This window comes from Pseudomonas sp. TWP3-1, from assembly GCF_049896625.1.
GTDB lineage: Bacteria > Pseudomonadota > Gammaproteobacteria > Pseudomonadales > Pseudomonadaceae > Aquipseudomonas.
Window position 1 is genome coordinate 230,358 of the sequence record NZ_JAFCUQ010000004.1, and the last position, 25,250, is coordinate 255,607.

Sequence of the window (25,250 nt, forward strand, 5' to 3'; positions counted from 1 at the left end):
GAATGGTCGCCCTTGGGGTATTACCTCGCCTGCTAGAAAAGGAAACTCGATGACTCGTCTTCGTGCCATCTGTACCGCGGTAGCTCTGGTTTGCGCCAGCGGCCCGGTTTTTGCCGATACCGCCAGCCATAACGCCAGTGCCGAAGCTTTCCTGACCCTGGCACACGCTGACAAACTGGGCACTCCGGTGTACATGCAAGTTCAGCAAATGTTCGCTCAGCGCTTCGAGCAGACCAAAGCCCCGGAATCCAAGAAAGCCCTTCTGGAAACCTACCAGGCCAAGGCCAACGCCGCGCTGGACCAGGCCATTGGCTGGAACAAGCTCAAGCCGGACATGGTCAAGCTCTACACCACCAACTTCAGCGAATCCGAGCTGAAAGACCTGGTCGCGTTCTACAAGTCGCCACTGGGCAAGAAAGTCCTGGAAAAAATGCCGCAGCTGACTCAGCAATCGGCCCAGATGACTCAGGCCAAGCTGGAAAGCGCGGTGCCTGTGGTCAACAAACTGCTGGCTGACATGACCGCCGAGCTGGAGCCTAAAGGCGCCGCTCCGGCCAAGAAAAAGCCATAAGCGGAGTTCGTGATGAGCATGCAACAACGCATCGAATCGACGCTGGGCCTGCTACAGCCCGAGCATCTGCAAGTGCTGGATGAAAGCCACATGCACAGTCGCGGGTTACAGACCCACTACAAGGCTGTGGTAGTCAGCGTGCAGTTCGAGGGCCTGAGCCGGGTCAAGCGCCACCAGAAAGTCTACGGCACGCTTGGCGAGCTGATGGGCGAGTTTCATGCGTTGGCGCTGCACACCTACACCCCGCAGGAATGGGTAGACGTTGGCGCCGCTCCGGCGTCGCCGACGTGTGCCGGCGGCAGCAAGCACTAAAGACGTATGGAGGGCTTCTGTGGCGAGGGAGCTTGCTCCCGCTGGAGTGCGCAGCACTCCCAAAACCTGCAACGATGTTGTGACTGAAGCAGCGCGATTGCTGATTTTACGACTGCTTCGCAGCCGAGCGGGAGCAAGCTCCCTCGCCACATAGAGAACTGTGCATCCTAAAATCTTCGTGTTTTTGCTAGAATCCGCAACGCGCCGCTCACCCGGCGCGTTTTTTTTCGCATCCGGTTCACCCTTTACGAGGGTAGCCACCTGGAGAATTACCATGACACAACCGATTGTCGTGGCGGCACTGTATAAGTTCGTCACCCTCGAAGATTACGTCAACCTGCGCGAGCCACTGTTGCAAGCAATGGTCGACAACGGCATCAAAGGCACGCTGCTGATCGCCGAAGAAGGCATCAACGGCACGGTTTCCGGTAGCCGCGAAGGCATCGATGGCCTGCTCGCCTGGCTGCGCAGCGATCCGCGTATGGTCGACATCGATCACAAGGAATCGTACTGCGACGACCAGCCGTTCTACCGCACCAAGGTCAAGCTCAAGAAAGAGATCGTGACCCTCGGTGTCGAAGGCGTCGACCCGAACAAAAAGGTCGGCACCTACGTTGACCCGCAAGACTGGAACGCGCTGATCAGCGACCCGGAAGTGCTGTTGATCGACACGCGCAACGACTACGAAGTGTCGATCGGCACCTTCGAAGGCGCCATCGATCCGAAAACCACCAGTTTTCGCGAATTCCCTGATTACATCAAAGCGCACTTCAACCCGGCCGTGCACAAGAAGGTCGCGATGTTCTGCACCGGTGGCATCCGCTGCGAGAAGGCCTCGAGCTACATGCTCGGCGAGGGCTACGAGGAGGTTTACCACCTCAAGGGCGGGATTCTGAAGTACCTCGAAGAAGTGCCGCAGGAAGAAACCAAGTGGCAGGGCGACTGCTTCGTATTCGATAACCGCGTGACCGTGCGCCACGACCTCAGCGAAGGCGACTACGATCAATGTCATGCCTGCCGCACCCCGGTCAGTGTTGAAGATCGCGCTTCCGAGCACTACGTGGCCGGCATTAGTTGCCCACATTGCTGGGACACGCTGAGCGAGAAGACCCGCCGCAGTGCGATCGACCGCCAGAAGCAAATCGAACTGGCCAAGGCACGCAACATGCCGCACCCGATCGGCTACAACTATAAGCAAGCATCCACCGAGGCCTGAACCATGTCTGCGCGCCTGCTCTACGTGATGGACCCGATGTGTTCCTGGTGCTGGGGGTTCGCTCCGGTGGCCAAGGCACTGGTCGAGCAGGCGCAGGCAGCCGGGGTCGAGCTGCACCTGGTGGTCGGCGGCTTGCGCACCGGCAGTGGTTCGGCGCTGGAGCCGACCACCCGGCGCTATATCCTCGAGCACTGGCAAGCAGTCACCGACACCACCGGTCAGCCGTTCAATTTCGACGGTGCGCTGCCCGATGGTTTTGTCTACGACACCGAGCCTGCCTGTCGCGCCATCGTCACCGCGCGCAGTCTGGCACCGGATTGCGCATGGATTCTGCTCGGTCTGATTCAACAAGCGTTTTACGTTGAAGGCCGCGACGTCACCCGCGCCAGCGTGCTTGTCGAGTTGGCGGAACAGGCCGGCGTACCGCGCATCGAATTTGCCGCTGCTTTCGACCGGGCCGATCAGCACCTCGCCACCGAAGCCGATTTCACCTGGGTGCAGGATCTGGGCATCGCCGGATTTCCGACCCTGCTCGCCGAACGCAACGGCCAACTGGCGTTGCTGACCAACGGTTACCAGCCGCTCAGCGAACTGTCGCCGCTGCTCGGCCGATGGCTGGAGCGCGCCGCCTGTGTCTGACCCGGCCGATGACACGCCAGCCGTAAAGCGTGTCGACCGGCTGAGCTGGGCAGAAGTCCGGCGACTGGCACTGCATCACAAAAAATCCCTGTGGATCGCCAACGGCGTGGCCGTACTGGCGACGCTGTGCAGCGTGCCGATTCCGTTGCTGCTGCCGTTGCTGGTGGACGAAGTCCTGCTCGGCCACGGCGATTCCGCACTGAAAGTCATGAACCATCTGCTGCCGTCGATGTGGCAGCAAGCGGCGGGCTATATCGGCCTGATGCTGCTGGTCACACTGACCCTGCGCTGCGGCTCGCTATGCTTTGGCGTCCTGCAGTCGCGGCTGTTTGCGCGGCTGGCCAAGGACATCGTCTACCGCATTCGCGTGCGTTTGATCGATCGCCTCAAGCGCATCTCTCTCGCCGAGTACGAAAGCCTCGGCAGCGGCACGGTGACCACGCATCTGGTCACCGATCTCGACACGCTGGACAAGTTTGTCGGCGAAACCCTCAGCCGGTTTCTGGTGGCGATGCTGACGCTGGTCGGCACCGCGAGCATCCTGATGTGGATGCACTGGAAACTCGCGCTGCTGATTCTGCTGTTCAATCCGTTGGTGATCTACGCCACGGTGCAGTTGGGCAAACGCGTCAAACACCTGAAGAAACTCGAGAACGACAGCACTGCGCGCTTCACCCAGGCGCTGAGCGAAACCCTCGATGCGATTCAGGAAGTGCGCGCCGGCAACCGTCAGGGTTTCTTCCTCGGACGGCTTGGTTTGCGCGCGCAGGAAGTGCGCAACTACGCGGTCAACTCGCAGTGGAAAACCGATGCGTCGAACCGCGCCAGTGGTCTGTTGTTTCAGTTCGGCATCGATATCTTCCGCGCGGCGGCCATGCTGACCGTGCTGTTTTCCGACCTGTCGATCGGGCAGATGCTCGCAGTGTTCAGCTACCTGTGGTTCATGATCGGCCCGGTCGAACAACTGCTCAATCTGCAATACGCCTACTACGCGGCCGGCGGGGCGCTGACGCGGATCAACGAACTGCTGGCGCGGGCTGACGAGCCGCAATATCCGGGCGGCGTCGATCCGTTCAAGGGCCGCGAAACCGTGGGCATTCAGGTGCAAGGACTGAGCTTCGGATATGGCGATGATCTGGTGCTCGATCAACTCAATCTGTCGATTGCACCGGGCGAGAAAGTCGCGATTGTCGGGGCCAGTGGCGGCGGCAAAAGTACTTTGGTGCAGTTGCTGCTCGGGCTGTACACGCCGTTGTCCGGGACTATTCGATTCGGTGGTTCGACCCAGCAGGAAATCGGCCTCGACACCGTGCGCGAAAACGTCGCCGTGGTGCTGCAACATCCGGCGCTGTTCAACGACACAGTACGCGCGAACCTGACCATGGGCCGCACCTGCAGTGACGAAGCCTGCTGGCAGGCACTGGAAATCGCCCAGCTCGAAGCGACCATTCGCGCGCTGCCGGAAGGGCTCGACAGCATCGTCGGCCGCTCCGGCGTGCGCCTTTCCGGCGGCCAGCGCCAACGCCTGGCGATTGCGCGGATGATCCTCGCCGAGCCGAAAGTGGTGATCCTCGACGAAGCCACCTCGGCCCTCGACGCCGCCACCGAATACAACCTGCATCAGGCCATGGCGCGCTTTCTCCATGGCCGCACCACGCTGATCATTGCCCATCGCCTGTCAGCGGTGAAGCAGGCTGATCGGGTACTGGTGTTTGATGGCGGGCAAGTGGCCGAGGATGGCGACCATCAGCAACTGATTGCCGATGGCGGGTTGTACGCCAAGCTTTATGGGCATTTGCAGCGGTTGTAAATCACGACCAAACGACGTTGAGAAAATCTTGTCCTCCATCATGACCAAAGGCTTTCATCACCACCGCGCATGATTGGCACGGTGCCATGGTGGTGGCGATGTTCACCGATTGGATCGATTGTTTATCGGGATACGCCCTTCCGATAGCGCTGATCAACTTGCTTTCGCTGTCCAGTGAGGTGGGCATTACGGGCAATTGCGCCGGTGTTCTCGGGATCGCCAGCAGATTATCCGAGCCGTCCACGCGCAACGCGGTGGTGGGTGGGCGTGGTCCCCAATCAGCATTGATGTAGAGCGTGCCGTCCTTCACGACTCGATCCGATCCGGGGTTGTTCTTGAATAGCGGCAGCTTCGCGGTGACCTTCTGCCCGCCGGAAACGCTGACGTAGACCTCGCGCGCACCGTCTGCTTTTATCACTTCGGCATAGGCGATATTTCTAGGGTTGGGCCTGCGCAGATGACCCAGCGAATTATTAAGTCTCTGCATTGTGTTGTTGATTCGATAAACACTGCCCGCGGTCTGATTGATCGCCGGCCCATCGAACAGCGTGTCGAACACCTCGGCTGTTCTTTGTTTCAGAACGTCCGAGGCATCACGGCTGCGCGACCAGGTGGTCGAACCTGCCGGTAGTTGCGTCACGATCATGCGAGTCGAATTGTCGAACATCAATGCCTCGCCCGGACTTGTGTCGACTTTGAGCCATTTCATGTTGGCGGGCGGATTGGCAGTGGTGCCGATTGGGATGGCAATCCGCTCCATGGTGGTCATTGCTCGATTGATTGCCGGAACGCCGTAAATGGCCGCGACGTTATTGGCCGTGACGGAACCGTCATAGACGCGTTGCAGTTCTCCTCCGAGTTGGCTTTCGTGCAGTTCGGCAGCTGTCAGTTTTTTCATGAGCAGGGTGTTATGGGCGTTGAGTGTTTCGCCTGCGGGCAGAGTTGCGAGATAGCACGTATCAGAATTCGGACGGGCGAAAATATGCGTCGTGGTCTCGTCAATGTTCGGCACTATGATCGCTCCGACCCGATGTAATTCATTACTCCCCTCGTACGCGCCTTGAATCTCGATGCGCACATAAATGCCTTTGCGAAATTGCATATTGGCCAGAAGTTGCTGTTTGGGGACCAGCAATCGGGTGGGAAAACCCGCGGTCACAAGGTCACCTGTCCACTGCTTCGCAGCACCGTTCAATACTTGGTAGAGCCTGCCATCTCGCACGTAAAACTCTCCCGGCAGTCCACTGCGCGCCCCCGGAGTGCATTGACGCTCGCCGAACCATGGTGCGTAATCCTTGGCTTCATCGAATGACCCGAGTGCGGGCGTATCGGCGTGGGGCGTGTGGGTGACGTATTGATTGATACAGACCGCTCCCCCCGGCATGCGTTTGATCCGGCACGGGATGCGCTTCATCCGCGTGGTGTCATCTATCAATTCGATCCGCCGTAGCGCATCACCGTCCAGCCGGTAGGGCACGTCGTTGATAAAGACCGTAGTGCGACCGTCGATCTCGAGCACCTCGCGCACCTTGGCATGCTCGGCCAGTTCTACCGTTACATGGTTGTCTGCAACCTCCTGGGATTCATAAGTGGAGCGTCCGACCGACAGCCGGGAAATCTTGTCAGGCAATGCCGGGCCGTAGGGTTTATTGGAAAGCGGGTCGATCATTCGATACTCGGGTACATCGGGGTTACCCATCCGGCGTACCGGAATATCGTGGATGCCACGAGTCATGGCCAAATCGTCGGAGGCCGCGAGAGCTCTATAAGTACCCGGATCCGATATCTGAGGTAATCCCTTGATGAGGTCATACTGTCCCGAGCGGCCAAGGGCTTTGTAGAGTTGTCTCCCTGCAGCCCTCAAAGCAATCTTGTTGATCGTATATACGCCGCGCAAAGACATCTTCAATAACGAAGGTACGCCGTCCAGCGGGTTCATATTCCTCAGGGATGCGGTCAAAAAATTCCGCGATATAGAGGCGAATTTCGGCAGGGCCACTCTGAAGCCCGACCGAATGATCACCGCTGCCAGCTTCACTATTCCCGAGATAAACTTTCCAATCGGAAAAGCGAAGGACACGATGTCGACAATCAGCCCGAATATGCCCCATGCCCTGCGGGTGGAGTCGTCGGATTGCAGGTCTTCGATGCTGCCGAAAAACGGTAGGAAGCTTTTGACTGAATGCAGCCAGTGCGGGCGTGCAATTCTGCGATCCAGATCGGTTTCCGCCCTGGCAAATTCTAATAGTTTGTCTTCATGGTAATAGAAGAAGTTTTTGGCAATAAATGCCGCTAATTCAGTGGCGCGGCCGCAGGATATCGGTACTGGATAGCCAGTAGGAGCAATAGGTTCGAAGGTTTGCCCAAGTTGCTCGATTATCGCCTCGCATGTCGCGTTGCTCTTCGGCAGGCTACCGGATTCATACGCTGCCCAATCGAATGGCACCTTGATCCCGACTCGCATGTGCCGCTTGGTCACGGTTGGAAAACTTTTGAAGACTTGCGAGTCAACCCTGCCGCCAAGCATATCCAGTGAAATATCTGCACATTTGCGAATGAGCCCGGCGCGGGCATGGCATTCATAACTGCAAGTCTGACCCTTGTAAGTCAGGTGGAGGATGAACCCCATGCGCAGTTTGAGTGCGTCAGTAATAGTCGATGTGTCTTCGCTTTTGTCTTTGCCGCTGCTCCCCCTCAGGGTGTAGATCCGGACCTCGCCATGTTCAATGGCTTCTCGATCAAGCTGAGGAATCGAGCAAAACAGACTGTGCAGCAATGTCTGGTAGGCGAGTTTGCTTGAGGACAGATAGGCGCTGTACTCCGAGGAGAACAATGCTTCCACATCGGGCAGTGCTGTCTGTTTCATCTCCTCCGTGATCCAGCCTGCCGTGGAAACAATCCGGCGGTTGGCGTCCAGACCGATTTTTGCCGTACTTGGAGTAACGCCGTCGCGCAGCGTGATGGACCATGTCTTGTGGCTTAGTTGTCCCGCCATGTAGACGTCCCGAAACGAATAGCTGTTGTCGTTGAACTGGCCTGGCGCAGAGCGGGTGGAGTCACCACCAGATTCCTCGAAATGCCGCTTCAATTTGTGTCCGCCAGAGCTGAACAGCTGATTCTGGAAGATGCGGGTGTATTCCCGATCCGCAATCAATGGTCGCTGCGGTACATCTACGCCGAGCTCGGCGATGGCTTTCTTCAACGCGTCGTTATGTTTGTCCAGTGCGGTCAGGGCGCGCGTCTGTTCTTCATCCGAGTAATCAGAGTCGATTCGTTCTTGTAGGATGCCATGGGCGACGGCCCATTCGAGAGTGGGTGGGATCCGGCACGCGGCAACCAGTTGTGTTTCCGCCTCGGCAGCATTGGCCAATGTTTCGATAGGAAATTCGAGCAGATGCTGGAAACTCATTTGCGCAATGCTTTGCGGCTCAAGAACTTGCGCAAGGCTCACGCCGTGGGCGAAGTTGACCCAGACGGCCGAGCCTCGGTAGGACAGTTCTGGCGCAACATCAGGGATCTGGAAGTCACCCGGAAACTCATGCTGGTATAAACGCGCCAGAAAGATCGCGCCCATCTCCGTGGCGGCTTGCCCGGACTCGAATAGATGATCCTCGAATTTTTTCCAGATGGCCTGATAACTTTCCCCGTAGTTGGAGCGCTGGTGCCAGGCATATCCGGCTATATCTCTGGCGCTATGCGATTTCGATCGTGCCTCCCACAGGCGGATGGCGTGGCTCAATAGTTTGATGCGTATGTGCGGAGATGCAGCTTCATCGGCTTTTGCACCGTACCAATTCAGCTTTTCCAGCAACGCCTTGGCCAACTGAGAGGATTGAGGCGTGTTAAGGATTTTCTCCAGATAGGCCATCGGTGTCGCGCGCACATTTTGGGTGTTGATGTACAGCCGGCTGGTGGTGACGAGATATTCGAGCAGCGACGTTTCCCCCTCGGGCAAAAACTGCTGCACAGCTTCGTGTATTTTTCGTTGGGTCAAGTCGGTCAGCAATTGCGCGGTGGTCCATCCACGTTTTTCCGGCGTGCGCCGCGCGGCTCTGATGGCTGTGCGATCAGCATCCGTCAGCGCAGAGCTCAAGTCTTCGACGCTAACGCCATTGTTCAATTGCAAGATGTGACTGGCGCGTCTTTCTGCCAGTGCGTTGATAGCTGCGCGATGTTCGTTGGCATCCTCGGTGTTCCACGGAGACATCCCCAGGCGCCTGGCAAGTTCCAGTGGTGATGAGGGTGCGGGTCTGACGGATGTCTTCGCCAACACAGCAGATGATTTTTTCGTGTCGCGCAGGAGCGACAGCAGGATGTCGTAGTCGTTGAGCAGACCCTGATAACGCGACGCGGGCGTCGACGGTGATGTTGTCAGTAGTTGAGATGAAGCTTCGTGCATAGCGGACTACCTGTAGAGGAGGAGTACTGGGGGAGCTTCTGTCCGAGCTGAGCGGGCAAGTCATGGAAGCTGATCGCAGTAAACCGAGAACGCGGGTCTCTACGGCGGTACATATATATGCAGTGTCGATGGGGGGCGAGATCCGCTGTGCTGGACGGTGTTGGCTGCAGGCTGGCGATTCTCTGGCTGAAGACTGACCAAAGTGCCGCTTGCCTAGACCCTGAACCCCACCTAGTCTCCTCCTAGCGATTTCGTCCGGATGACGAGCGGACAGTGCTCATGCAAGGAAAACCATGAAGCAAAAGCGCACTCTCGGAACCCCACGGTTGTTGGGCATCGTCTGGCCATTTATTGCCGTCGTGTTGTTTCAAGCGTTGTTGGGCGGTGTGAGCCTCTATGTTCTTTCCGCCGTGCGCGGGTATGTGGCGGGCGAGAGCCTCTGGTCCAAGGGCCAGAAGGACGCCATCTATTACCTCAACCTGTACGCCGACAGTCGCGATGAAGAGATTTTCCTCAAGTACCAGAGTGCGATTGCCGTGCCGCAGGGCGGTCATCAGTTGCGTCTGGCGCTGGATCGGCAACCGCCGGATCTGCAAGCGGCGCGTGAGGGCATCCTCAAGGGCGGCAACCATCCCGACGATGTCTCCAGCCTGATCTGGCTGTATCTGAATTTTCGTCACTTCAGTTATCTGGAAACCGCCATCGAGCGCTGGACCGTCGGTGATGCTTATCTGGTGGAGCTTGATAACGTCGCGCAGGAGATGCATCAGCGCATCAGCACGAATGCTGCCAGCGCAGGCGATATCCGGCGCTGGAAAGACCGCATCTTCGCCATCAATGACAGCGTGACCCCGGCCGCCAAGGGTTTCAGCGATGCACTGGGTGAAGGCTCACGGATGATCCTGCGCCTGCTGCTCTTGACCAACCTGGCCACGGCACTCGGGCTGATCGTGCTGGCGCTGTGGCGCACCGACAAATTGCTCAAGCAGCGGCATGCGTTTGCCGAGGCGCTGCAGATGGAAAAGGATCGCGCGCACGTCACGCTGCAATCGATCGGCGATGGCGTCATCACCACCGATGTCGACGGCGCGATCGACTACATGAACCCCGCCGCCGAGGCCATGACTCACTGGAAAGCCGAGCAGGCTGCCGGCCTGCCACTGGCTGCGTTATTCAACTTGCTGGATGACAACGCCCAGACCGAGGGGCTGACGCTGATCGAGCACATTCTCAGCGGTCAGCTCAGCGGTGGTAGCGAGCATTCGAAACTGATCCAGCGCCTCGATGGCAGCACGGTTTCGGTGACGCTGGTCGGCGCGCCGATCCGCAACGCCGGCAAGGTCAGCGGCACCGTGCTGGTGTTGCATGACATGACTCAAGAACGGCAGTACATCGCCAACCTGTCGTGGCAGGCGACTCACGATGCCTTGACCGGGCTGGCCAACCGCCGCGAGTTCGAATATCGCCTCGAGCAGGCACTGCACAATCTCACGCGCCAGCCCGGGCGCCATGCGCTGATGTTCCTCGATCTGGATCAATTCAAACTGGTCAACGACACCTGCGGGCATGCGGCGGGCGATGAACTGCTGCGGCATATCTGTGCTCTTTTGCAATCGGGCCTGCGCGAGGGCGACACGCTGGCGCGCCTGGGTGGCGACGAGTTCGGCATTCTGCTGGAGAACTGCGCGCCAGAAGCGGCCGAGAAGATTGCCGACAGCCTGCGGCAGACCGTACAGAACCTGCACTTCGTCTGGAAGGGCCGGCCGTTTCTGACCACCGTGAGCATCGGCCTGGTGCACGTTGCGCAGGCCCCGACCACCCTTGAAGCCTCACTGCGCGCGGCCGATATGGCCTGCTATATGGCCAAGGAAAAGGGGCGGAATCGAGTGCAGGTCTATCACGCCGACGATTCCGAGTTGTCGCTGCGCTTCGGCGAGATGGCCTGGGTCCAGCGTCTGCACATGGCCCTGGAAGAAAACCGTTTCTGTCTCTACGCCCAGGAAATAGCCCCGTTGGGATCTGGCGCCGGTGGTCGCGGGCACATCGAGATTCTGTTGCGTCTGCATGACGAGGCGGGGCGCATGATTCTTCCGGACAGCTTCATACCGGCAGCCGAACGTTACGGCTTGATGACTTCGCTGGATCGCTGGGTAGTTACTAACGTATTCAAGTTAATTGCTCAATGTATTAAAGAGCAGCACGAAGGTCCATTGGCGATGTGTGCGATTAATCTTTCAGGCATTACTATAGGAGATGACGCGTTTTTGCACTTCCTGCGCGAACAGTTTGATAACTACTGCATACCTCCTGAAATGATTTGTTTTGAAATTACTGAAACCAGCGCTATTGCGAATTTGGGTAGTGCAATCCGTTTTATCAATGAACTCAAAGGCTTGGGTTGTTACTTTTCGCTTGATGACTTTTGCGCCGGAATGTCTTCATTCGCTTATCTGAAACATTTGCCTGTAGACTTCCTGAAGATCGACGGGAGTTTCGTAAAGGATATGCTGGACGACCCGATTAACCGCGCAATGGTCGAAGTGATCAATCACATTGGGCATGTCATGGGTAAACAGACAATTGCCGAGTTTGTCGAAACAGCGCAGATCGAGCAGGCATTGCTTGAGATCGGTGTGGATTACGCTCAGGGTTATGTGATTGAACGCCCGCAGTTGTTTACCTGCGACAGTTTGCAAAGTCGCCCCGCCAGACCGCAACCGCTGTTATTCAAAGCGCCTGGCACGTTCCGTTGAAGTCTCTCGCCGATCCGTATAATCACAAATCAAAAGGAGCCGAACAGTGATCGACACATTCAACCGAACCGGACCACTCATGGAAGCTGCAAGTTACCCCGCCTGGGCACAACAGTTGATCCAGGATTGCAGCGAGAGCAAACGCCGGGTTGTCGAACATGAACTTTATCTGCGTATGCGTGATAACAAGCTCAGCGCCAAAACCATGCGCCAGTACCTGATCGGGGGCTGGCCCGTCGTTGAGCAATTCGCGTTGTACATGGCGCAGAATCTGACTAAAACCAAGTTCGCCCGGCATCCGGGCGAAGACATGGCGCGGCGCTGGTTGATGCGCAATATCCGCGTCGAACTCAACCACGCCGATTACTGGGTGCATTGGAGTCGGGCGCACGGCGTGAGCCTCGAAGACTTGCAGGCGCAACAAGTGCCACCGGAACTGCATGCGCTGAGTCATTGGTGCTGGCACACCAGTTCGGCGGATTCGCTGATCGTGGCGATCGCTGCGACCAACTATGCAATCGAGGGCGCGACCGGGGAGTGGTCAGCGGTGGTCTGTTCCACCGGGGTATACGCTGCGGCGTTCCCGGAAGAGGATCGAAAGCGTGCGATGAAGTGGCTGAAGATGCACGCCCAGTACGACGATGCGCATCCTTGGGAAGCGCTGGAAATCATCTGCACGCTGGCCGGGATGAACCCGAGCAGGGCATTGCAGGCGGAACTGCGTCAGGCCGTGTGCAAGAGCTACGACTACATGTTCCTGTTTCTCGAGCGTTGCATGCAGCTCGAGTTGTCGGAGCGAGTAATGGTCGGGCGCGAACGCCGAGCGCTGGTTGAAAGCTGATTTCAGCTGATAAAAAAACGGGAGCCGCAAGGCTCCCGTTTTGGTTGGTGTGGATCTAACCGGCCATCGCCAGGCGATTACGACCCTCGCGCTTGGCGACATACAGCGCGCTGTCGGCGCGGCGCAACAGACTGTCGGCCGACTCGCCCGGCAGCAGCGTCGAGCAGCCGAGGCTCACGGTCAGCTCGATCAACTGATCATTGGCGTAATATTCCTGAGCCTGTGCGGCACTGCGCAAGCGCTCGCCGACCATCGCTGCGGCATCGCGGCTGGTGTTCGACAGCAAAATCAAAAACTCTTCGCCGCCGTAACGGAACACCATGTCGACATTGCGCAACTGGCCCTTGATCGACGCGGCCACGGCTTTGAGTACATCGTCGCCGGCGCTGTGACCGTGACTGTCGTTGACCCGTTTGAAATGGTCGATATCGAGCATCAGCAGCGATAGCGGTTGCTGATGCCGGCGTGACATCTCGATTTCGCGCTGCAGAGTTTGCTCCATGGCGATGCGGTTGCCGGTGCCGGTCAACGGATCGCGCAAAGCGCTCTGAGTCGCCGCGCGGTACAGCAGCGCATTGCGCATCGGGAACAGCAGCGATGACAGCAATGATTCGAGATTGCCTTGTTCTTGCTCGCTGAATCGCTGATTGCGGCGGAACACCAGCTCGCCCATGTGCTCGCCTTCATGGCTGAGGCTGTAGCTGAGCGAGTGATGACCGCGTGTGCCGAGCTCCAGGCGCAAATCACTGCCCTGATGCACATAGCTCAAGGCATCAAGCGGCACAAGGCGTTGAATTTCGCGAAAAAACAGACCGAGGATCCGTTGCGGCTCAAGACTGGTTTGCAGCTGCAAGCTCAGTTGTTGGCGCAGTTGCGCCAGACTGACCGGGCGTTGCAAAAGCGCAAGCTGCTGACCGAAGCCCAGGCGTTGCAATTTGGCACTGTCGAAGTCAATTGCATTGGTCTGGGATGGTGATTTCATATGGCGTGAGCCCCTAAGCAGTAAGTCTGTCTTACAGGCTGGGTGAGAGCGGCTATGGGCTGCGCGTCATACTGATCCATCAGTCCCGTAGGACGTATGGCGTAAGTTTAGTCTGCCTGATGTCGATTAGTAAGCTATCGAATCAAGTCATGCCCCAGTGCCTTCACACGGCGTGCTTCGTGGGAAATTAGAGCGAAAGTCATGCCATTCGGTTCATGTTTATTAAAACCGTTTTGAATCAATGGCTTGAAGGTTGTTGGCGAGATTCGGCGCTGGTTATTTGACTGAATTAGCTCGGCTGATAGCGGCAAATGTATGCCGCGACGGGAAACCGCCACGGCAACAAATGCGACGTATGGCACTACTGGGCGTTGAAAGCCTGGCCGTTGATGCCGGTACTGTCTGGACCCATGAGGTATAGATAGACCGGCATGATCTCTTCCGGCGTCGGGTTGTTCAGCGGGTTTTCCCCCGGATACGCCTGGGCACGCATGCTGGTGCGAGTTGCGCCCGGGTTGATGCTGTTGGAGCGCACCGGCGCTACGGTCTCAACCTCGTCAGCCAGAGTTTGCATCAGCCCTTCGGTGGCGAACTTGGAAACGCCATAGGCGCCCCAGTACGCGCGGCCCTTGCGCCCGACACTGCTGGAGGTGAACACCACCGAGGCGTCCTGCGACAGTTTGAGCAGTGGCAGCAGCGTGCTGGTCAGCATGAACATCGCGTTGACGTTGACCTGCATGACGCGCATGAAGTTTTCGCCGGACAGCTGTTCAATCGGCGTGCGCGGGCCAATGATCGATGCGTTGTGCAGCAGGCCGTCGAGGTGGCCGAACTCGGTTTCGATCATCGCTGCCAGTTCATCGTATTGATGGGGCAGGGCGGTTTCCAGATTGAACGGGATCACCGCGGGTTGCGGATGGCCGGCGGCTTCGATTTCGTCGTAGACCTGCGACAGGTTGGCTTCGGTCTTGCCCAGCAGCAGCACGGTCGCACCATGCGCAGCGTAGGTTTTCGCCGCAGCCGCACCAATGCCACGACCTGCACCGGTGACCAGAATGACCCGATCCTTGAGCAATTCGGGACGAGCGGAATAATCAAACATAAAAACCTCTACACAAATCCATTTTGATTTCGGTCAGCAGCTGCAGAGCGCGTTATCGAGGACTTTGCGCAGCTCCAGCGGATGATCCACCACCACGTCCGCGCCCCAATGCCTCGGGTTGTCGTCGGGGTGAATGTAGCCATAGGTCACGGCGCAGGTCTTGGTTCCGGCATCGCGGCCAGATTCGATATCGCGCAGATCATCGCCCACAAACAGAACCGTCGCCGGATCCAGATCAAGCATCTTGCACGCAAGGATCAATGGCTCAGGATCCGGTTTGCTGTTTTTTACATGATCCGGGCAGATCAGCAGCGCCGAGCGCTCGGCCAGCCCCAGTTGTTGCATGATCGGCTCGGCAAAACGCAGCGGCTTGTTGGTGACCACGCCCCAGATCAGATTGGCTTTCTCGATGTCGGCCAGCAGTTCGCCCATGCCGTCGAACAGCTTGCTGTGCACCGCGCAGCCGGCGAGGTAGCGCTCGAGAAACTCCAGGCGCAGTTCTTCGAAGCCCGGCGATTCCGGGTCCATCGAGAAGGTCACCGCAACCATGGCTTTGGCGCCACCGGAAATCTCGTCGCGAATGTGTTGGTCGTTGATCGGCGGCAAACCACGGTCCGCGCGCATCGCCTGGCAAATCGCGATGAAATCCGGCGCGGTGTCGAGCAGGGTGCCGTCCATGTCGAAAAGGACTGCTCTGATGGCCATCGATTTACTCCTCGCGCAGGGTCTGGATCATGTAGTTGACGTCAACGTCCGCCGCCAGCTTGTAGTGCTTGGTCAGCGGGTTGTAGGTCAAACCGATGATGTCCTTGACGGTCAGGCCAGCCATACGGCTCCACGCGCCGAGCTCGGACGGGCGGATGAATTTCTTGAAGTCGTGAGTGCCGCGCGGCAGCAGCTTCATGATGTATTCGGCGCCGACAATGGCGAACAAATACGCCTTCGGATTGCGGTTGATGGTCGAGAAGAACACTTGGCCGCCAGGCTTGACCATGCGGAAGCAGGCGCGGATCACCGAGGATGGATCGGGTACGTGCTCGAGCATTTCCAGGCAGGTCACGACGTCGAACTGCTCAGGCATCTCTTCAGCGAGATCTTCGGCAGTGATCTGGCGGTATTCGACGCTGACACCGGATTCCAGTTGATGCAATTGCGCGACCGCCAGTGGCGCTTCGCCCATGTCGATGCCCATCACGGTCGCGCCGCGCTGGGCCATGGCTTCGCTGAGGATGCCGCCGCCGCAACCGACGTCGAGCACCTTCTTGCCGGCCAGATTGACCCGTTCGTCGATCCAGTTGACGCGCAGCGGGTTGATGTCGTGCAGCGGTTTGAATTCGCTTTCACGGTCCCACCAGCGATGGGCCAGGGCTTCGAATTTGGCGATTTCGGCGTGGTCGACGTTGCTCATGGTTAAATCCTCTGAAACTTGAAAAAGGCTGTAGCTGCGGAGTTTGCTCCGCAGTGTTTACGATTCGGTGTGGCCGCTGATGCGCTGGCCCCAGGCTTTGGCGATGGCGCCTAGCTGTTGTTCGTCCATGCGCGTCAGGCGACGATCGTCGAGCAATTGTTTGCCGGCGACCCACAGGTGTTTCACGCAGTCGCGGCCAGTGGCGTAGATCAGTTGCGAAACCGGGTCGTACACCGGTTGCTGCGCCAGCCCGGACAGGTCAAAAGCCACGATGTCGGCAGCTTTGCCGATTTCCAGCGAGCCGGTTTCAGCTTCGATCCCCAGCGCCCGCGCACCGTTCAACGTAGCCATGCGCAGCGCGCGGTGGGCGTCGAGGGCGGTGGCCGAGCCGGCGACGGCTTTGGCCAGCAACGCGGCGGTACGGGTTTCGCCGAGCAGATCGAGATCATTGTTGCTCGCCGCGCCATCGGTGCCGACCGCGACGTTGACGCCAGCCTGCCACAGACGCTCGACGGGGCAGAAGCCGCTGGCGAGTTTCAGGTTGGATTCCGGGCAATGGATCACATTGGTGTTGCTTTCTACCAGCAACGCCAGGTCTTCATCGCTGATCTGGGTCATGTGCACGGCCTGGAAACGCGGCCCGAGCAAGCCCAGGCGGCCGAGACGCGCCAGTGGGCGCTCGCCGGTTTGCTCGACGGCTTGCTGCACTTCTAATGCAGTCTCGTGGACGTGCATGTGGATCGCGGCGTCCAGCTCCTCGGCGATCACGCGGATTTTCTCCAGGTTCTCATCGCCCACGGTGTAGGGTGCGTGAGGGCCGAAAGTGATCTTGATCCGCTCGTGGTGCTTGAGATCGCCGAACAGTTCGACGCCCTGGCGAATGGCTTCATCGGCGCTGCTGGCGCCCGGGATCGGGAAATCGAGGATCGGAATCGCGATCTGCGCGCGGATGCCGCTGTTGTGCACGCGCTCGCTGGCAACCTTGGGGAAGAAATACATGTCCGAGAAGCAGGTAATGCCGCCTTTTATCTGCTCGGCGATGGCCAGATCGGTGCCGTCACGGACGAAATCTTCATCGACCCACTTGGCCTCCGCCGGCCAGATGTGATTTTCCAGCCAGGTCATCAGCGGCAGATCGTCAGCCAGGCCACGGAACAGTGTCATCGCCGCGTGGCCGTGGGCATTGATCAGGCCGGGGCTTAGCAGCACGTCCGGCAATTCGCGCACTTCGGTGGCGTTACACTTCAGCGCTTCGGCACGCGGGCCGATAAACACGATGCGACCGTCGCGGATGCCCAGACCATGCTCCTTGAGCACCACGCCTGCGGGTTCGACGGGTACCAGCCAGGTCGGCAGCAATAATAAGTCGAGCGCAATGGCAGGTTTCGGCATCGAGGGTCGGTTCCAGTGCTTTTGTAAAGGATGGCGAAGTATACCCGAGCGTCTTCGCGGGGGGATCGCTATAATCGGCGGCTTTTGTTCATGAGTGCGGGGTGTGGGATGCGCGATCGACTGTTGGCTGCGGAGAAAGTTAAGGCCATCGATTGGCGCGATGGCGCGCTCTACCTGCTGGATCAGCGTGTTTTGCCGTTCGAGGAAAACTGGATCGCCTACACCAGCGCCGCCGGTGTGGCCGAAGCGATTCGCTCTATGGTCGTGCGCGGCGCGCCGGCCATCGGCATCAGCGCGGCCTATGGCATCGTGCTCGCCGCGCGTGCTCGGGTTGCCGAAGGTGGCGACTGGTACGCGGCGCTGGAAGAGGATTTCGCGCTGCTGGCCGACTCCCGCCCGACCGCCGTCAACCTGTTCTGGGCGCTGGGGCGCATGCACGACCGGCTCGATCGCCTGAAACAAAACGCCGATCCGCTGGCGGCGCTGGAAGCCGAAGCCATCGCGATTCATGAAAGTGATCGCGAGGCCAACCTGACCATGGCGCAACTCGGTGTCGACCTGATCCGCAAGCATCAGGGCAATGCCCAGGCAATTCTCACCCACTGCAACACTGGCGCACTCGCCACCGGCGGTTTCGGCACGGCGCTGGGGGTGATCCGCGCAGCGTTCCTCGAAGGCATGGTCGAACGTGTCTACGCCGACGAAACCCGGCCGTGGCTGCAAGGCTCGCGCCTTACTGCTTGGGAATTGGCTAATGAAGGCATCCCGGTGACCCTCAACGCTGACTCTGCAGCCGCGCACATCATGAAAACCAAAGGCGTGACCTGGGTGATTGTCGGCGCCGACCGCATCACTGCCAATGGCGACGTAGCCAACAAGATCGGTACCTATCAACTGGCGGTCAACGCCATGCACCACGGCGTGCGCTTCATGGTGGTGGCGCCAAGTTCGACCATCGACATGAACCTTGCCAGCGGTGATGACATTCCGATCGAAGAGCGTGACGGCGCCGAGTTGCTTGAAGTCGGCGGCAAACGCGTCGGCGCGGATGTCGAGGCGTTCAACCCAGTGTTCGACGTGACCCCGGCGGACCTGATCGATGCGATCGTTACCGAGAAAGGCATCGTCGAGCGCCCGGATACCGCGAAAATGGCGCAGCTGATGTGCCGCAAGCGCCTGCATTGATTGCCATTGGCGCCTGAAAGGACGCCATCGCTGGCAAGCCAGCTCCCACACGATTCGTGAGTACCGCAAATCCTGTGGGAGCTGGCTTGCCAGCGATGAGGCCCTGAAAGTCAATAAACAAGCCTAAACCGATCACAAAATCCACATTCAATAACTCTCTAAGCCTCTCTCGTCCCCCTTTCAGACGAATACCGGCCAACTAACTATGCTCCATGCGCTTGTGGGGGATAGGTGCGTGGCGGCGTTTGTGGTAGCATCCGGCGTTTTCCGAGGCAGTCCCACGGGGTTGTCTTAACTGCGCAAATCCAGGGTTCAACTTGTTGATTTGTCGTAAGTCGGCGCGTGGCACTCGGCCTGCATCGACGAGCTTCGTGATCCCTATGGATATGACGAGGTTTCACCAGAAAAAGGAATCAGGCTTCTCATGGGCGAACTGGCCAAAGAAATCCTCCCGGTCAATATCGAAGACGAGCTGAAACAGTCCTACCTCGATTACGCGATGAGCGTGATCGTCGGCCGTGCACTGCCGGATGCGCGCGATGGCTTGAAGCCCGTGCACCGTCGCGTGCTGTTCGCGATGAGCGAGCTGGGCAACGACTACAACAAGCCGTACAAGAAATCTGCCCGTGTTGTCGGTGACGTGATCGGTAAGTATCACCCGCACGGTGATACCGCGGTGTACGACACCATCGTCCGCATGGCGCAGCCATTCTCGCTGCGTTACTTGCTGGTTGACGGTCAGGGCAACTTCGGTTCGGTGGACGGCGACAACGCCGCGGCCATGCGATACACCGAAGTGCGCATGACCAAGCTGGCGCACGAGCTGCTGGCCGACCTGCACAAAGAAACCGTGGACTGGGTGCCGAACTACGACGGCACCGAAATGATCCCGGCGGTCATGCCAACGCGTATTCCCAACCTGCTGGTCAACGGCTCCAGCGGTATCGCCGTGGGCATGGCGACCAACATTCCGCCGCACAACCTCGGTGAAGTCATCGACGGTTGCCTGGCCCTTATCGACAATCCCGAGCTGACCGTCGATGAGCTGATGCAATACATTCCCGGTCCGGACTTCCCGACTGCCGCGATCATCAACGGTCGCGCCGGCATCATCGAGGCCTACCGTACCGGCCGTGGCCGCATCTATATGCGCGCCCGCTCGATCATCGAAGACATCGACAAGGTCGGTGGCCGTCAGCAGATCGTCATCACCGAGCTGCCGTACCAGCTGAACAAGGCGCGTCTGATCGAGAAGATCGCCGAGCTGGTCAAAGAGAAGAAGCTCGAAGGCATCACCGAACTGCGCGACGAGTCCGACAAGGACGGTATGCGCGTTGTGATCGAGCTGCGTCGCGGCGAAGTGCCTGAGGTGATCCTCAACAACCTCTACGCCCAGACCCAGCTGCAAAGCGTGTTCGGCATCAACATCGTTGCACTGATCGACGGCCGTCCACGGATTCTGAATCTCAAGGATCTGCTGGAAGCCTTCGTTCGTCACCGTCGCGAAGTGGTGACCCGTCGTACCGTGTTCGAACTGCGTAAAGCCCGCGAACGCGGTCACATCCTCGAAGGTCAAGCGGTTGCCCTGTCGAACATCGACCCGGTCATCGCCCTGATCAAGGCTTCGCCGACGCCGTCGGAAGCCAAGGAAGCGCTGATCAAGACTGCGTGGGAATCCTCCGCTGTGGTCGCGATGGTTGAGCGTGCCGGTGCTGACTCTTGCCGTCCAGAGACCCTGGATCCGCAATACGGTCTGCGCGAAGGCAAGTACTTCCTGTCGCCGGAACAGGCGCAAGCCATTCTCGAACTGCGTCTGCACCGTCTGACCGGTCTCGAGCACGAGAAGCTGCTGGCCGAGTATCAAGAGATCCTCAACCAGATCGGTGAGCTGATCCGCATCCTCAACAGCGCTGTGCGCCTGATGGAAGTGATCCGCGAAGAGCTGGAAGTGATCCGCGCCGAATACGGCGACGTGCGCCGCACCGAGATTCTCGATGCGCGTCTCGATCTGACCCTGGGTGACATGATCCCGGAAGAAGAGCGCGTCGTGACCATTTCCAACGGCGGCTATGCCAAGACCCAGCCATTGGCTGCGTACCAGGCTCAGCGTCGTGGCGGCAAAGGCAAATCGGCGACCGGCGTCAAGGATGAGGACTACATCGCTCACCTGCTGGTCGCGAACAGCCACACCACGCTGCTGCTGTTCTCCAGCAAAGGTAAAGTGTACTGGCTGAAGACTTACGAAATTCCTGAAGCGTCGCGCGCTGCCCGTGGTCGTCCACTGGTCAACCTGTTGCCGCTGGACAAGGACGAGACCATCACCGCGATGCTGCCGGTAGATCTCGAAGCGCTGCAAAAACGCGCTGGCGCCGAAGATGAAGATGACGCCGACGATGCAATCATCGAAGGTGAGCTGGTTGAAGCTGAAGAAGTCGCCGAGCTGGAAGAAGTCGACGGCGAAACCTCCGAGCTGGTGGCTGAGCCGACTGGTGAGTTCATCTTCATGGCCACCGCTTCCGGTACCGTCAAGAAGACCCCGCTGGCACGCTTCGCTCGTCCGCGCTCCAACGGCCTGATCGCCTTGAAGCTGAAAGAAGGCGACACCCTGATCGCGGCGGCCATCACCGATGGCTCGAAAGAAATCATGCTGTTCTCCGACGCCGGCAAGGTGATTCGTTTCGCTGAAGCGGCCGTGCGTGAGATGGGTCGTGGTGCTCGCGGTATTCGCGGCATGCGCATCCTCAAGGATCAGAAGCTGATCTCCATGCTGATTCCTGAGTCGGGCGCGCAGATTCTCACCGCTTCCGAGCGTGGTTTCGGCAAACGCACCGCGCTGAACAAGTTCCCACGCCGCGGTCGCGGTGGTCAGGGTGTGATCGCGATGGTCACCAAAGACCGCAACGGCAAGCTGGTCGGTGCGATCCAGGTGCAGGAAGGCGAGGAAGTCATGCTGATTTCCGACCAGGGCACGCTGGTGCGTACCCGGGTTGATGAAGTGTCGAGCCTGGGTCGTAACACCCAAGGCGTGACGCTGATCAAACTGGCCACTGATGAAACCTTGGTCGGGCTGGAGCGGGTTCAGGAGCCATCGGAAGTCGAAGGCGAAGAGCTTGAAGGTGAAGAAGGGCTGGTGACCGGTGCGGACGTCGTGATCGACGACGTTGCCGAGGACCAGCAACTCGACGCCGCAGCTGACGAAGAACCGCAGGAATAAGCGGACAAACAGGGGGCGGATGAGAATTCGCCCCCTTGTTGTTTGTCCCGTATGAATTGTTTGAAGCAGCGTTGATTACCAACAGATCAGAGCGAGATTGGATGTGAGCAAGCGAGCCTATAACTTCTGTGCCGGTCCCGCGGCGCTTCCCGAAGCTGTCCTCAAACGCGCCCAGGGCGAATTGCTCGACTGGCACGGCAAAGGCCTGTCGGTCATGGAAATGAGCCATCGCAGCGATGAGTTCGTGTCCATTGCGACCCAGGCCGAACAGGATCTGCGTGACCTGCTGGATATCCCTTCGAACTACAAAGTGCTGTTTCTGCAAGGTGGCGCCAGCCAGCAATTTGCGCAGATCCCGCTGAACCTGTTGCCTGAAGGCGCCAGCGCCGACTACATCGACACCGGTATCTGGTCGCAGAAAGCTATCGAAGAAGCTTCGCGCTACGGTCACGTTAATGTGGCTGCTACCTCCAAGCCTTACGACTATTTCGCTATTCCCGGCCAGAATGAATGGAGCCTGTCGAAAGACGCGGCCTACGTTCACTACGCGCCGAACGAAACCATCGGCGGTCTGGAATTCCAGTGGATCCCGGAAACCGGTGATGTACCGCTGGTGGCCGACATGTCTTCCGACATCCTCTCGCGTCCGGTGGATATCTCGCGTTTCGGCATGATCTACGCCGGCGCGCAGAAGAACATCGGCCCGAGCGGCATCGTCGTCAACATCATCCGCGAAGATCTCCTGGGCAAGGCGCGCTCGTTCTGCCCGACCATGCTCGACTATAAAGTCGCAGCGGATAACGGCTCGATGTACAACACGCCGCCGACCCTGGCCTGGTATCTGTCCGGTCTGGTGTTCCAGTGGCTGAAAGAGCAGGGTGGCGTAGAAGCCATCGGCAAGCTCAACGAAGTGAAGCAGCGCACGCTGTATGACTTCATCGACGCCAGCGGTCTCTACAGCAACCCGATCAACAAGTCGGATCGCTCGTGGATGAACGTGCCGTTCCGTCTGGCTGACGATCGTCTGGACAAGCCGTTTCTGGTCGGTGCCGAAGAGCGCGGTCTGCTCAACCTCAAGGGCCATCGCTCCGTGGGCGGCATGCGCGCCTCCATCTATAACGCCGTCGACATCAACGCCGTCAACGCGCTGGTGGCGTACATGGCAGAGTTCGAGAAGGAACACGGCTAATGTCTGAGCAAGAACTCAAGGCGCTGCGCGTACGCATTGACGCTCTGGACACCAAGGTCATGGAGCTGATCAGTGAGCGCGCGCGCTGCGCCCAGGAAGTCGCGCGCGTCAAAATGGCCTCGCTGGCCGAAGGCGAAGTGCCGGTGTTCTATCGTCCCGAGCGCGAAGCTCAGGTGCTCAAGCGGGTGATGGAGCGCAATCAGGGGCCGCTGGGCAACGAAGAGATGGCGCGCTTGTTCCGCGAAATCATGTCCTCATGCCTGGCGCTGGAACAGCCGCTGAAAGTGGCTTACCTCGGCCCGGAAGGCACCTTCACCCAAGCGGCGGCCATGAAGCACTTCGGTCACGCGGTGATCAGCAAGCCGATGGCGGCGATCGATGAAGTGTTCCGTGAAGTGGCTGCCGGTGCGGTGAATTTCGGCGTGGTGCCGGTGGAGAACTCCACCGAAGGCGCGGTCAACCACACCCTCGACAGCTTCCTCGAGCACGACATGGTGATCTGCGGCGAAGTCGAGCTGCGCATTCACCATCATCTGTTGGTTGGCGAGAACACCAAGACCGACAGCATCAGCCGCATCTACTCTCACGCGCAGTCGCTGGCCCAGTGCCGCAAATGGCTGGACGCGCATTACCCGAATGTCGAGCGCGTGGCGGTTTCGAGCAACGCCGAAGCGGCCAAGCGGGTCAGGGGTGAGTGGAATTCGGCGGCGATTGCCGGCGACATGGCGGCCGGTCTGTATGGCCTGACGCGTCTGGCCGAGAAGATCGAAGATCGCCCGGACAACTCGACGCGCTTCCTGATGATCGGTAACCAGGAAGTGCCGCCGACTGGCGACGACAAGACCTCGATCATCGTCTCCATGAGCAACAAGCCCGGTGCGCTGCATGAGCTGCTGGTGCCGTTCCATGACAACGGCATCGACCTGACCCGGATCGAAACCCGTCCGTCGCGCAGCGGCAAGTGGACTTATGTGTTCTTCATCGATTTCGTCGGCCACCACCGTGATCCGCTGATCAAGGGTGTGCTGGAGAAGATCAGTCAGGAAGCAGTCGCACTCAAAGTGCTGGGTTCTTACCCGAAAGCAGTTCTCTAAGGGGCAGTAGCAAATGAGTGGCAACTTCCTCGCTCTGGCACAGCCGGGCGTGCAACAACTTTCGCCATACGTTCCGGGCAAGCCTGTGGACGAACTGGCGCGCGAGCTGGATCTGGATCCGGCGAGCATCGTCAAACTGGCGAGTAACGAAAATCCGCTGGGCGCGAGCCCGAAGGCGCTTGAGGCGATCCGTAATGAGTTGGCCGAGCTGACCCGTTATCCGGACGGCAATGGCTTCGCGCTGAAGTCATTGCTGGCCGAACAGTGCCGCGTCGAACTCAACCAAGTGACGCTGGGCAATGGCTCTAACGACATTCTCGAGTTGGTCGCGCGTGCCTACCTGGCGCCGGGTCTGAATGCGGTGTTCAGCGAGCACGCGTTTGCGGTCTATCCGATCGCCACGCAAGCTGTCGGCGCGCAGGCCAAAGTGGTTCCGGCCAAGGATTGGGGGCATGACCTGCCGGCGATGCTGGCGGCAATCGACGCCAACACCCGCGTGGTGTTCATCGCCAACCCGAACAACCCGACCGGCACCTGGTTCGGCGCTGAAGCGCTGGACGATTTCCTGCAAGACGTGCCTGAGCATGTATTGGTAGTGCTCGATGAGGCCTATATCGAATACGCCGAAGGCAGCGATCTACCGGACGGCCTGGATTTCCTCGCCGCCTATCCGAACCTGCTGGTCTCGCGCACTTTCTCCAAGGCCTACGGTCTGGCAGCGCTGCGCGTTGGTTACGGTTTGTCCACCCCGGTGGTGGCGGACGTATTGAACCGTGTTCGCCAGCCTTTCAACGTCAACAGCCTGGCTCTGGCTGCGGCGTGTGCGGCGTTGAAGGACGAGGATTATCTGGCGCAAAGCCGTGCGCTCAACGAAGCCGGCATGCAGCAATTGCAAGCAGGTTTCCGTGAGCTGGGTCTGGGCTGGATCGAGTCCAAAGGCAATTTCATCTGCGTCGATCTCGCTCAGGTTGCAGCTCCGGTATTCCAGGGCTTGCTGCGCGAAGGCGTAATCGTGCGTCCGGTGGCCAACTACGGCATGCCGAACCACCTGCGAGTGACCATTGGTCTGCCAGCGGAAAACAGCCGCTTCCTCGAAGCGCTGCGCAAGGTTCTGGCCCGTGGTTGATGTCACTGCACTGCAAT

Annotated in this window: 18 protein-coding genes; 12 read left to right on the plus strand and 6 right to left on the minus strand. The window is 59.0% G+C overall.

Annotation, left to right across the window (positions count from 1 at the left end; translation table 11 throughout):
* Window positions 1–49 precede the first annotated feature (49 nt).
* From ACP7BN_RS08180 to ACP7BN_RS08200, 5 genes are all read left to right on the plus strand, one after another.
* A complete protein-coding gene (locus ACP7BN_RS08180; RefSeq protein WP_064676461.1) occupies window positions 50–571 on the plus strand; it encodes a DUF2059 domain-containing protein in 522 nt (173 codons plus the stop codon).
* Window positions 572–583: 12 nt separating this feature from the next.
* On the plus strand, window positions 584–883 hold the full coding sequence (locus ACP7BN_RS08185; RefSeq protein WP_426203074.1) for a BolA family protein: 300 nt from the start codon (window positions 584–586) through the stop codon (window positions 881–883).
* 274 nt (window positions 884–1,157) lie between these two features.
* Window positions 1,158–2,099: a rhodanese-related sulfurtransferase gene (locus tag ACP7BN_RS08190; RefSeq protein WP_426203076.1), complete on the plus strand. Its 942-nt coding sequence runs from the start codon at window positions 1,158–1,160 to the stop codon at window positions 2,097–2,099.
* Between the two features lie 36 nt (window positions 2,100–2,135).
* Entirely contained in the window at window positions 2,136–2,738 is a 603-nt protein-coding gene (locus ACP7BN_RS08195; RefSeq protein WP_426203295.1) for a DsbA family protein, read from the plus strand.
* Complete coding sequence (locus tag ACP7BN_RS08200; RefSeq protein WP_426203079.1) at window positions 2,731–4,548, plus strand: ABC transporter ATP-binding protein; 1,818 nt, start codon at window positions 2,731–2,733, stop codon at window positions 4,546–4,548. Before ACP7BN_RS08195 ends, ACP7BN_RS08200 begins: the two co-directional genes overlap by 8 nt.
* 1 nt (window position 4,549) lies before the next feature.
* Here the strand turns inward: ACP7BN_RS08200 and ACP7BN_RS08205 are convergent, their stop codons facing one another.
* Window positions 4,550–8,947, minus strand: coding sequence for a hypothetical protein (locus tag ACP7BN_RS08205; protein WP_426203081.1), 4,398 nt, complete (start codon window positions 8,945–8,947; stop codon window positions 4,550–4,552).
* A gap of 293 nt (window positions 8,948–9,240) precedes the next feature.
* Between ACP7BN_RS08205 and ACP7BN_RS08210 the strand changes: the two genes are divergently transcribed.
* Both ACP7BN_RS08210 and ACP7BN_RS08215 read left to right on the plus strand, forming a co-directional pair.
* The gene (locus ACP7BN_RS08210; protein WP_426203083.1) at window positions 9,241–11,700 is read left to right on the plus strand and encodes an EAL domain-containing protein; all 2,460 of its coding nucleotides are present in this window, start codon (window positions 9,241–9,243) and stop codon (window positions 11,698–11,700) included.
* A gap of 46 nt (window positions 11,701–11,746) precedes the next feature.
* A complete protein-coding gene (locus ACP7BN_RS08215) occupies window positions 11,747–12,541 on the plus strand; it encodes a TenA family transcriptional regulator (RefSeq protein ID WP_420646585.1) in 795 nt (264 codons plus the stop codon).
* A gap of 55 nt (window positions 12,542–12,596) precedes the next feature.
* Here the strand turns inward: ACP7BN_RS08215 and ACP7BN_RS08220 are convergent, their stop codons facing one another.
* The 5 genes from ACP7BN_RS08220 to ACP7BN_RS08240 all read right to left on the minus strand — a co-directional run bounded on the left by ACP7BN_RS08220 (window position 12,597) and on the right by ACP7BN_RS08240 (window position 17,425).
* Entirely contained in the window at window positions 12,597–13,523 is a 927-nt protein-coding gene (locus tag ACP7BN_RS08220) for a GGDEF domain-containing protein (protein WP_420646586.1), read from the minus strand.
* A gap of 361 nt (window positions 13,524–13,884) precedes the next feature.
* Complete coding sequence (locus tag ACP7BN_RS08225; protein ID WP_420646587.1) at window positions 13,885–14,625, minus strand: YciK family oxidoreductase; 741 nt, start codon at window positions 14,623–14,625, stop codon at window positions 13,885–13,887.
* 33 nt (window positions 14,626–14,658) lie between these two features.
* Window positions 14,659–15,330 carry an N-acetylmuramic acid 6-phosphate phosphatase MupP gene (mupP, locus tag ACP7BN_RS08230; protein ID WP_426203087.1) on the minus strand — a complete coding sequence of 224 codons (672 nt, stop codon included), beginning with the start codon at window positions 15,328–15,330 and terminating at the stop codon, window positions 14,659–14,661.
* A gap of 4 nt (window positions 15,331–15,334) precedes the next feature.
* Window positions 15,335–16,033 (minus strand): bifunctional 2-polyprenyl-6-hydroxyphenol methylase/3-demethylubiquinol 3-O-methyltransferase UbiG, encoded by a 699-nt coding sequence (gene ubiG / locus ACP7BN_RS08235; RefSeq protein WP_420646589.1) that lies wholly within the window; start codon window positions 16,031–16,033, stop codon window positions 15,335–15,337.
* A gap of 57 nt (window positions 16,034–16,090) precedes the next feature.
* Window positions 16,091–17,425, minus strand: coding sequence for a TRZ/ATZ family hydrolase (locus ACP7BN_RS08240; RefSeq protein ID WP_426203089.1), 1,335 nt, complete (start codon window positions 17,423–17,425; stop codon window positions 16,091–16,093).
* Between the two features lie 108 nt (window positions 17,426–17,533).
* Here ACP7BN_RS08240 and mtnA point away from each other — a divergent pair, with 108 nt between their 5' ends.
* The 5 genes from mtnA (at window position 17,534) to hisC (ending at window position 25,233) form a co-directional block, all read left to right on the plus strand.
* On the plus strand, window positions 17,534–18,610 hold the full coding sequence (mtnA, locus tag ACP7BN_RS08245; RefSeq protein WP_420646591.1) for an S-methyl-5-thioribose-1-phosphate isomerase: 1,077 nt from the start codon (window positions 17,534–17,536) through the stop codon (window positions 18,608–18,610).
* A gap of 424 nt (window positions 18,611–19,034) precedes the next feature.
* On the plus strand, window positions 19,035–21,824 hold the full coding sequence (gyrA, locus tag ACP7BN_RS08250) for a DNA gyrase subunit A (protein WP_426203092.1): 2,790 nt from the start codon (window positions 19,035–19,037) through the stop codon (window positions 21,822–21,824).
* Window positions 21,825–21,927: 103 nt separating this feature from the next.
* Window positions 21,928–23,013 (plus strand): 3-phosphoserine/phosphohydroxythreonine transaminase, encoded by a 1,086-nt coding sequence (serC, locus tag ACP7BN_RS08255; protein WP_426203093.1) that lies wholly within the window; start codon window positions 21,928–21,930, stop codon window positions 23,011–23,013.
* On the plus strand, window positions 23,013–24,107 hold the full coding sequence (gene pheA / locus ACP7BN_RS08260) for a prephenate dehydratase (protein ID WP_426203095.1): 1,095 nt from the start codon (window positions 23,013–23,015) through the stop codon (window positions 24,105–24,107). The genes serC and pheA overlap by 1 nt, the downstream gene beginning before the upstream one ends.
* 13 nt (window positions 24,108–24,120) lie before the next feature.
* The gene (gene hisC, locus ACP7BN_RS08265) at window positions 24,121–25,233 is read left to right on the plus strand and encodes a histidinol-phosphate transaminase (protein ID WP_426203096.1); all 1,113 of its coding nucleotides are present in this window, start codon (window positions 24,121–24,123) and stop codon (window positions 25,231–25,233) included.
* The last annotated feature ends 17 nt before the right edge of the window (window positions 25,234–25,250 follow it).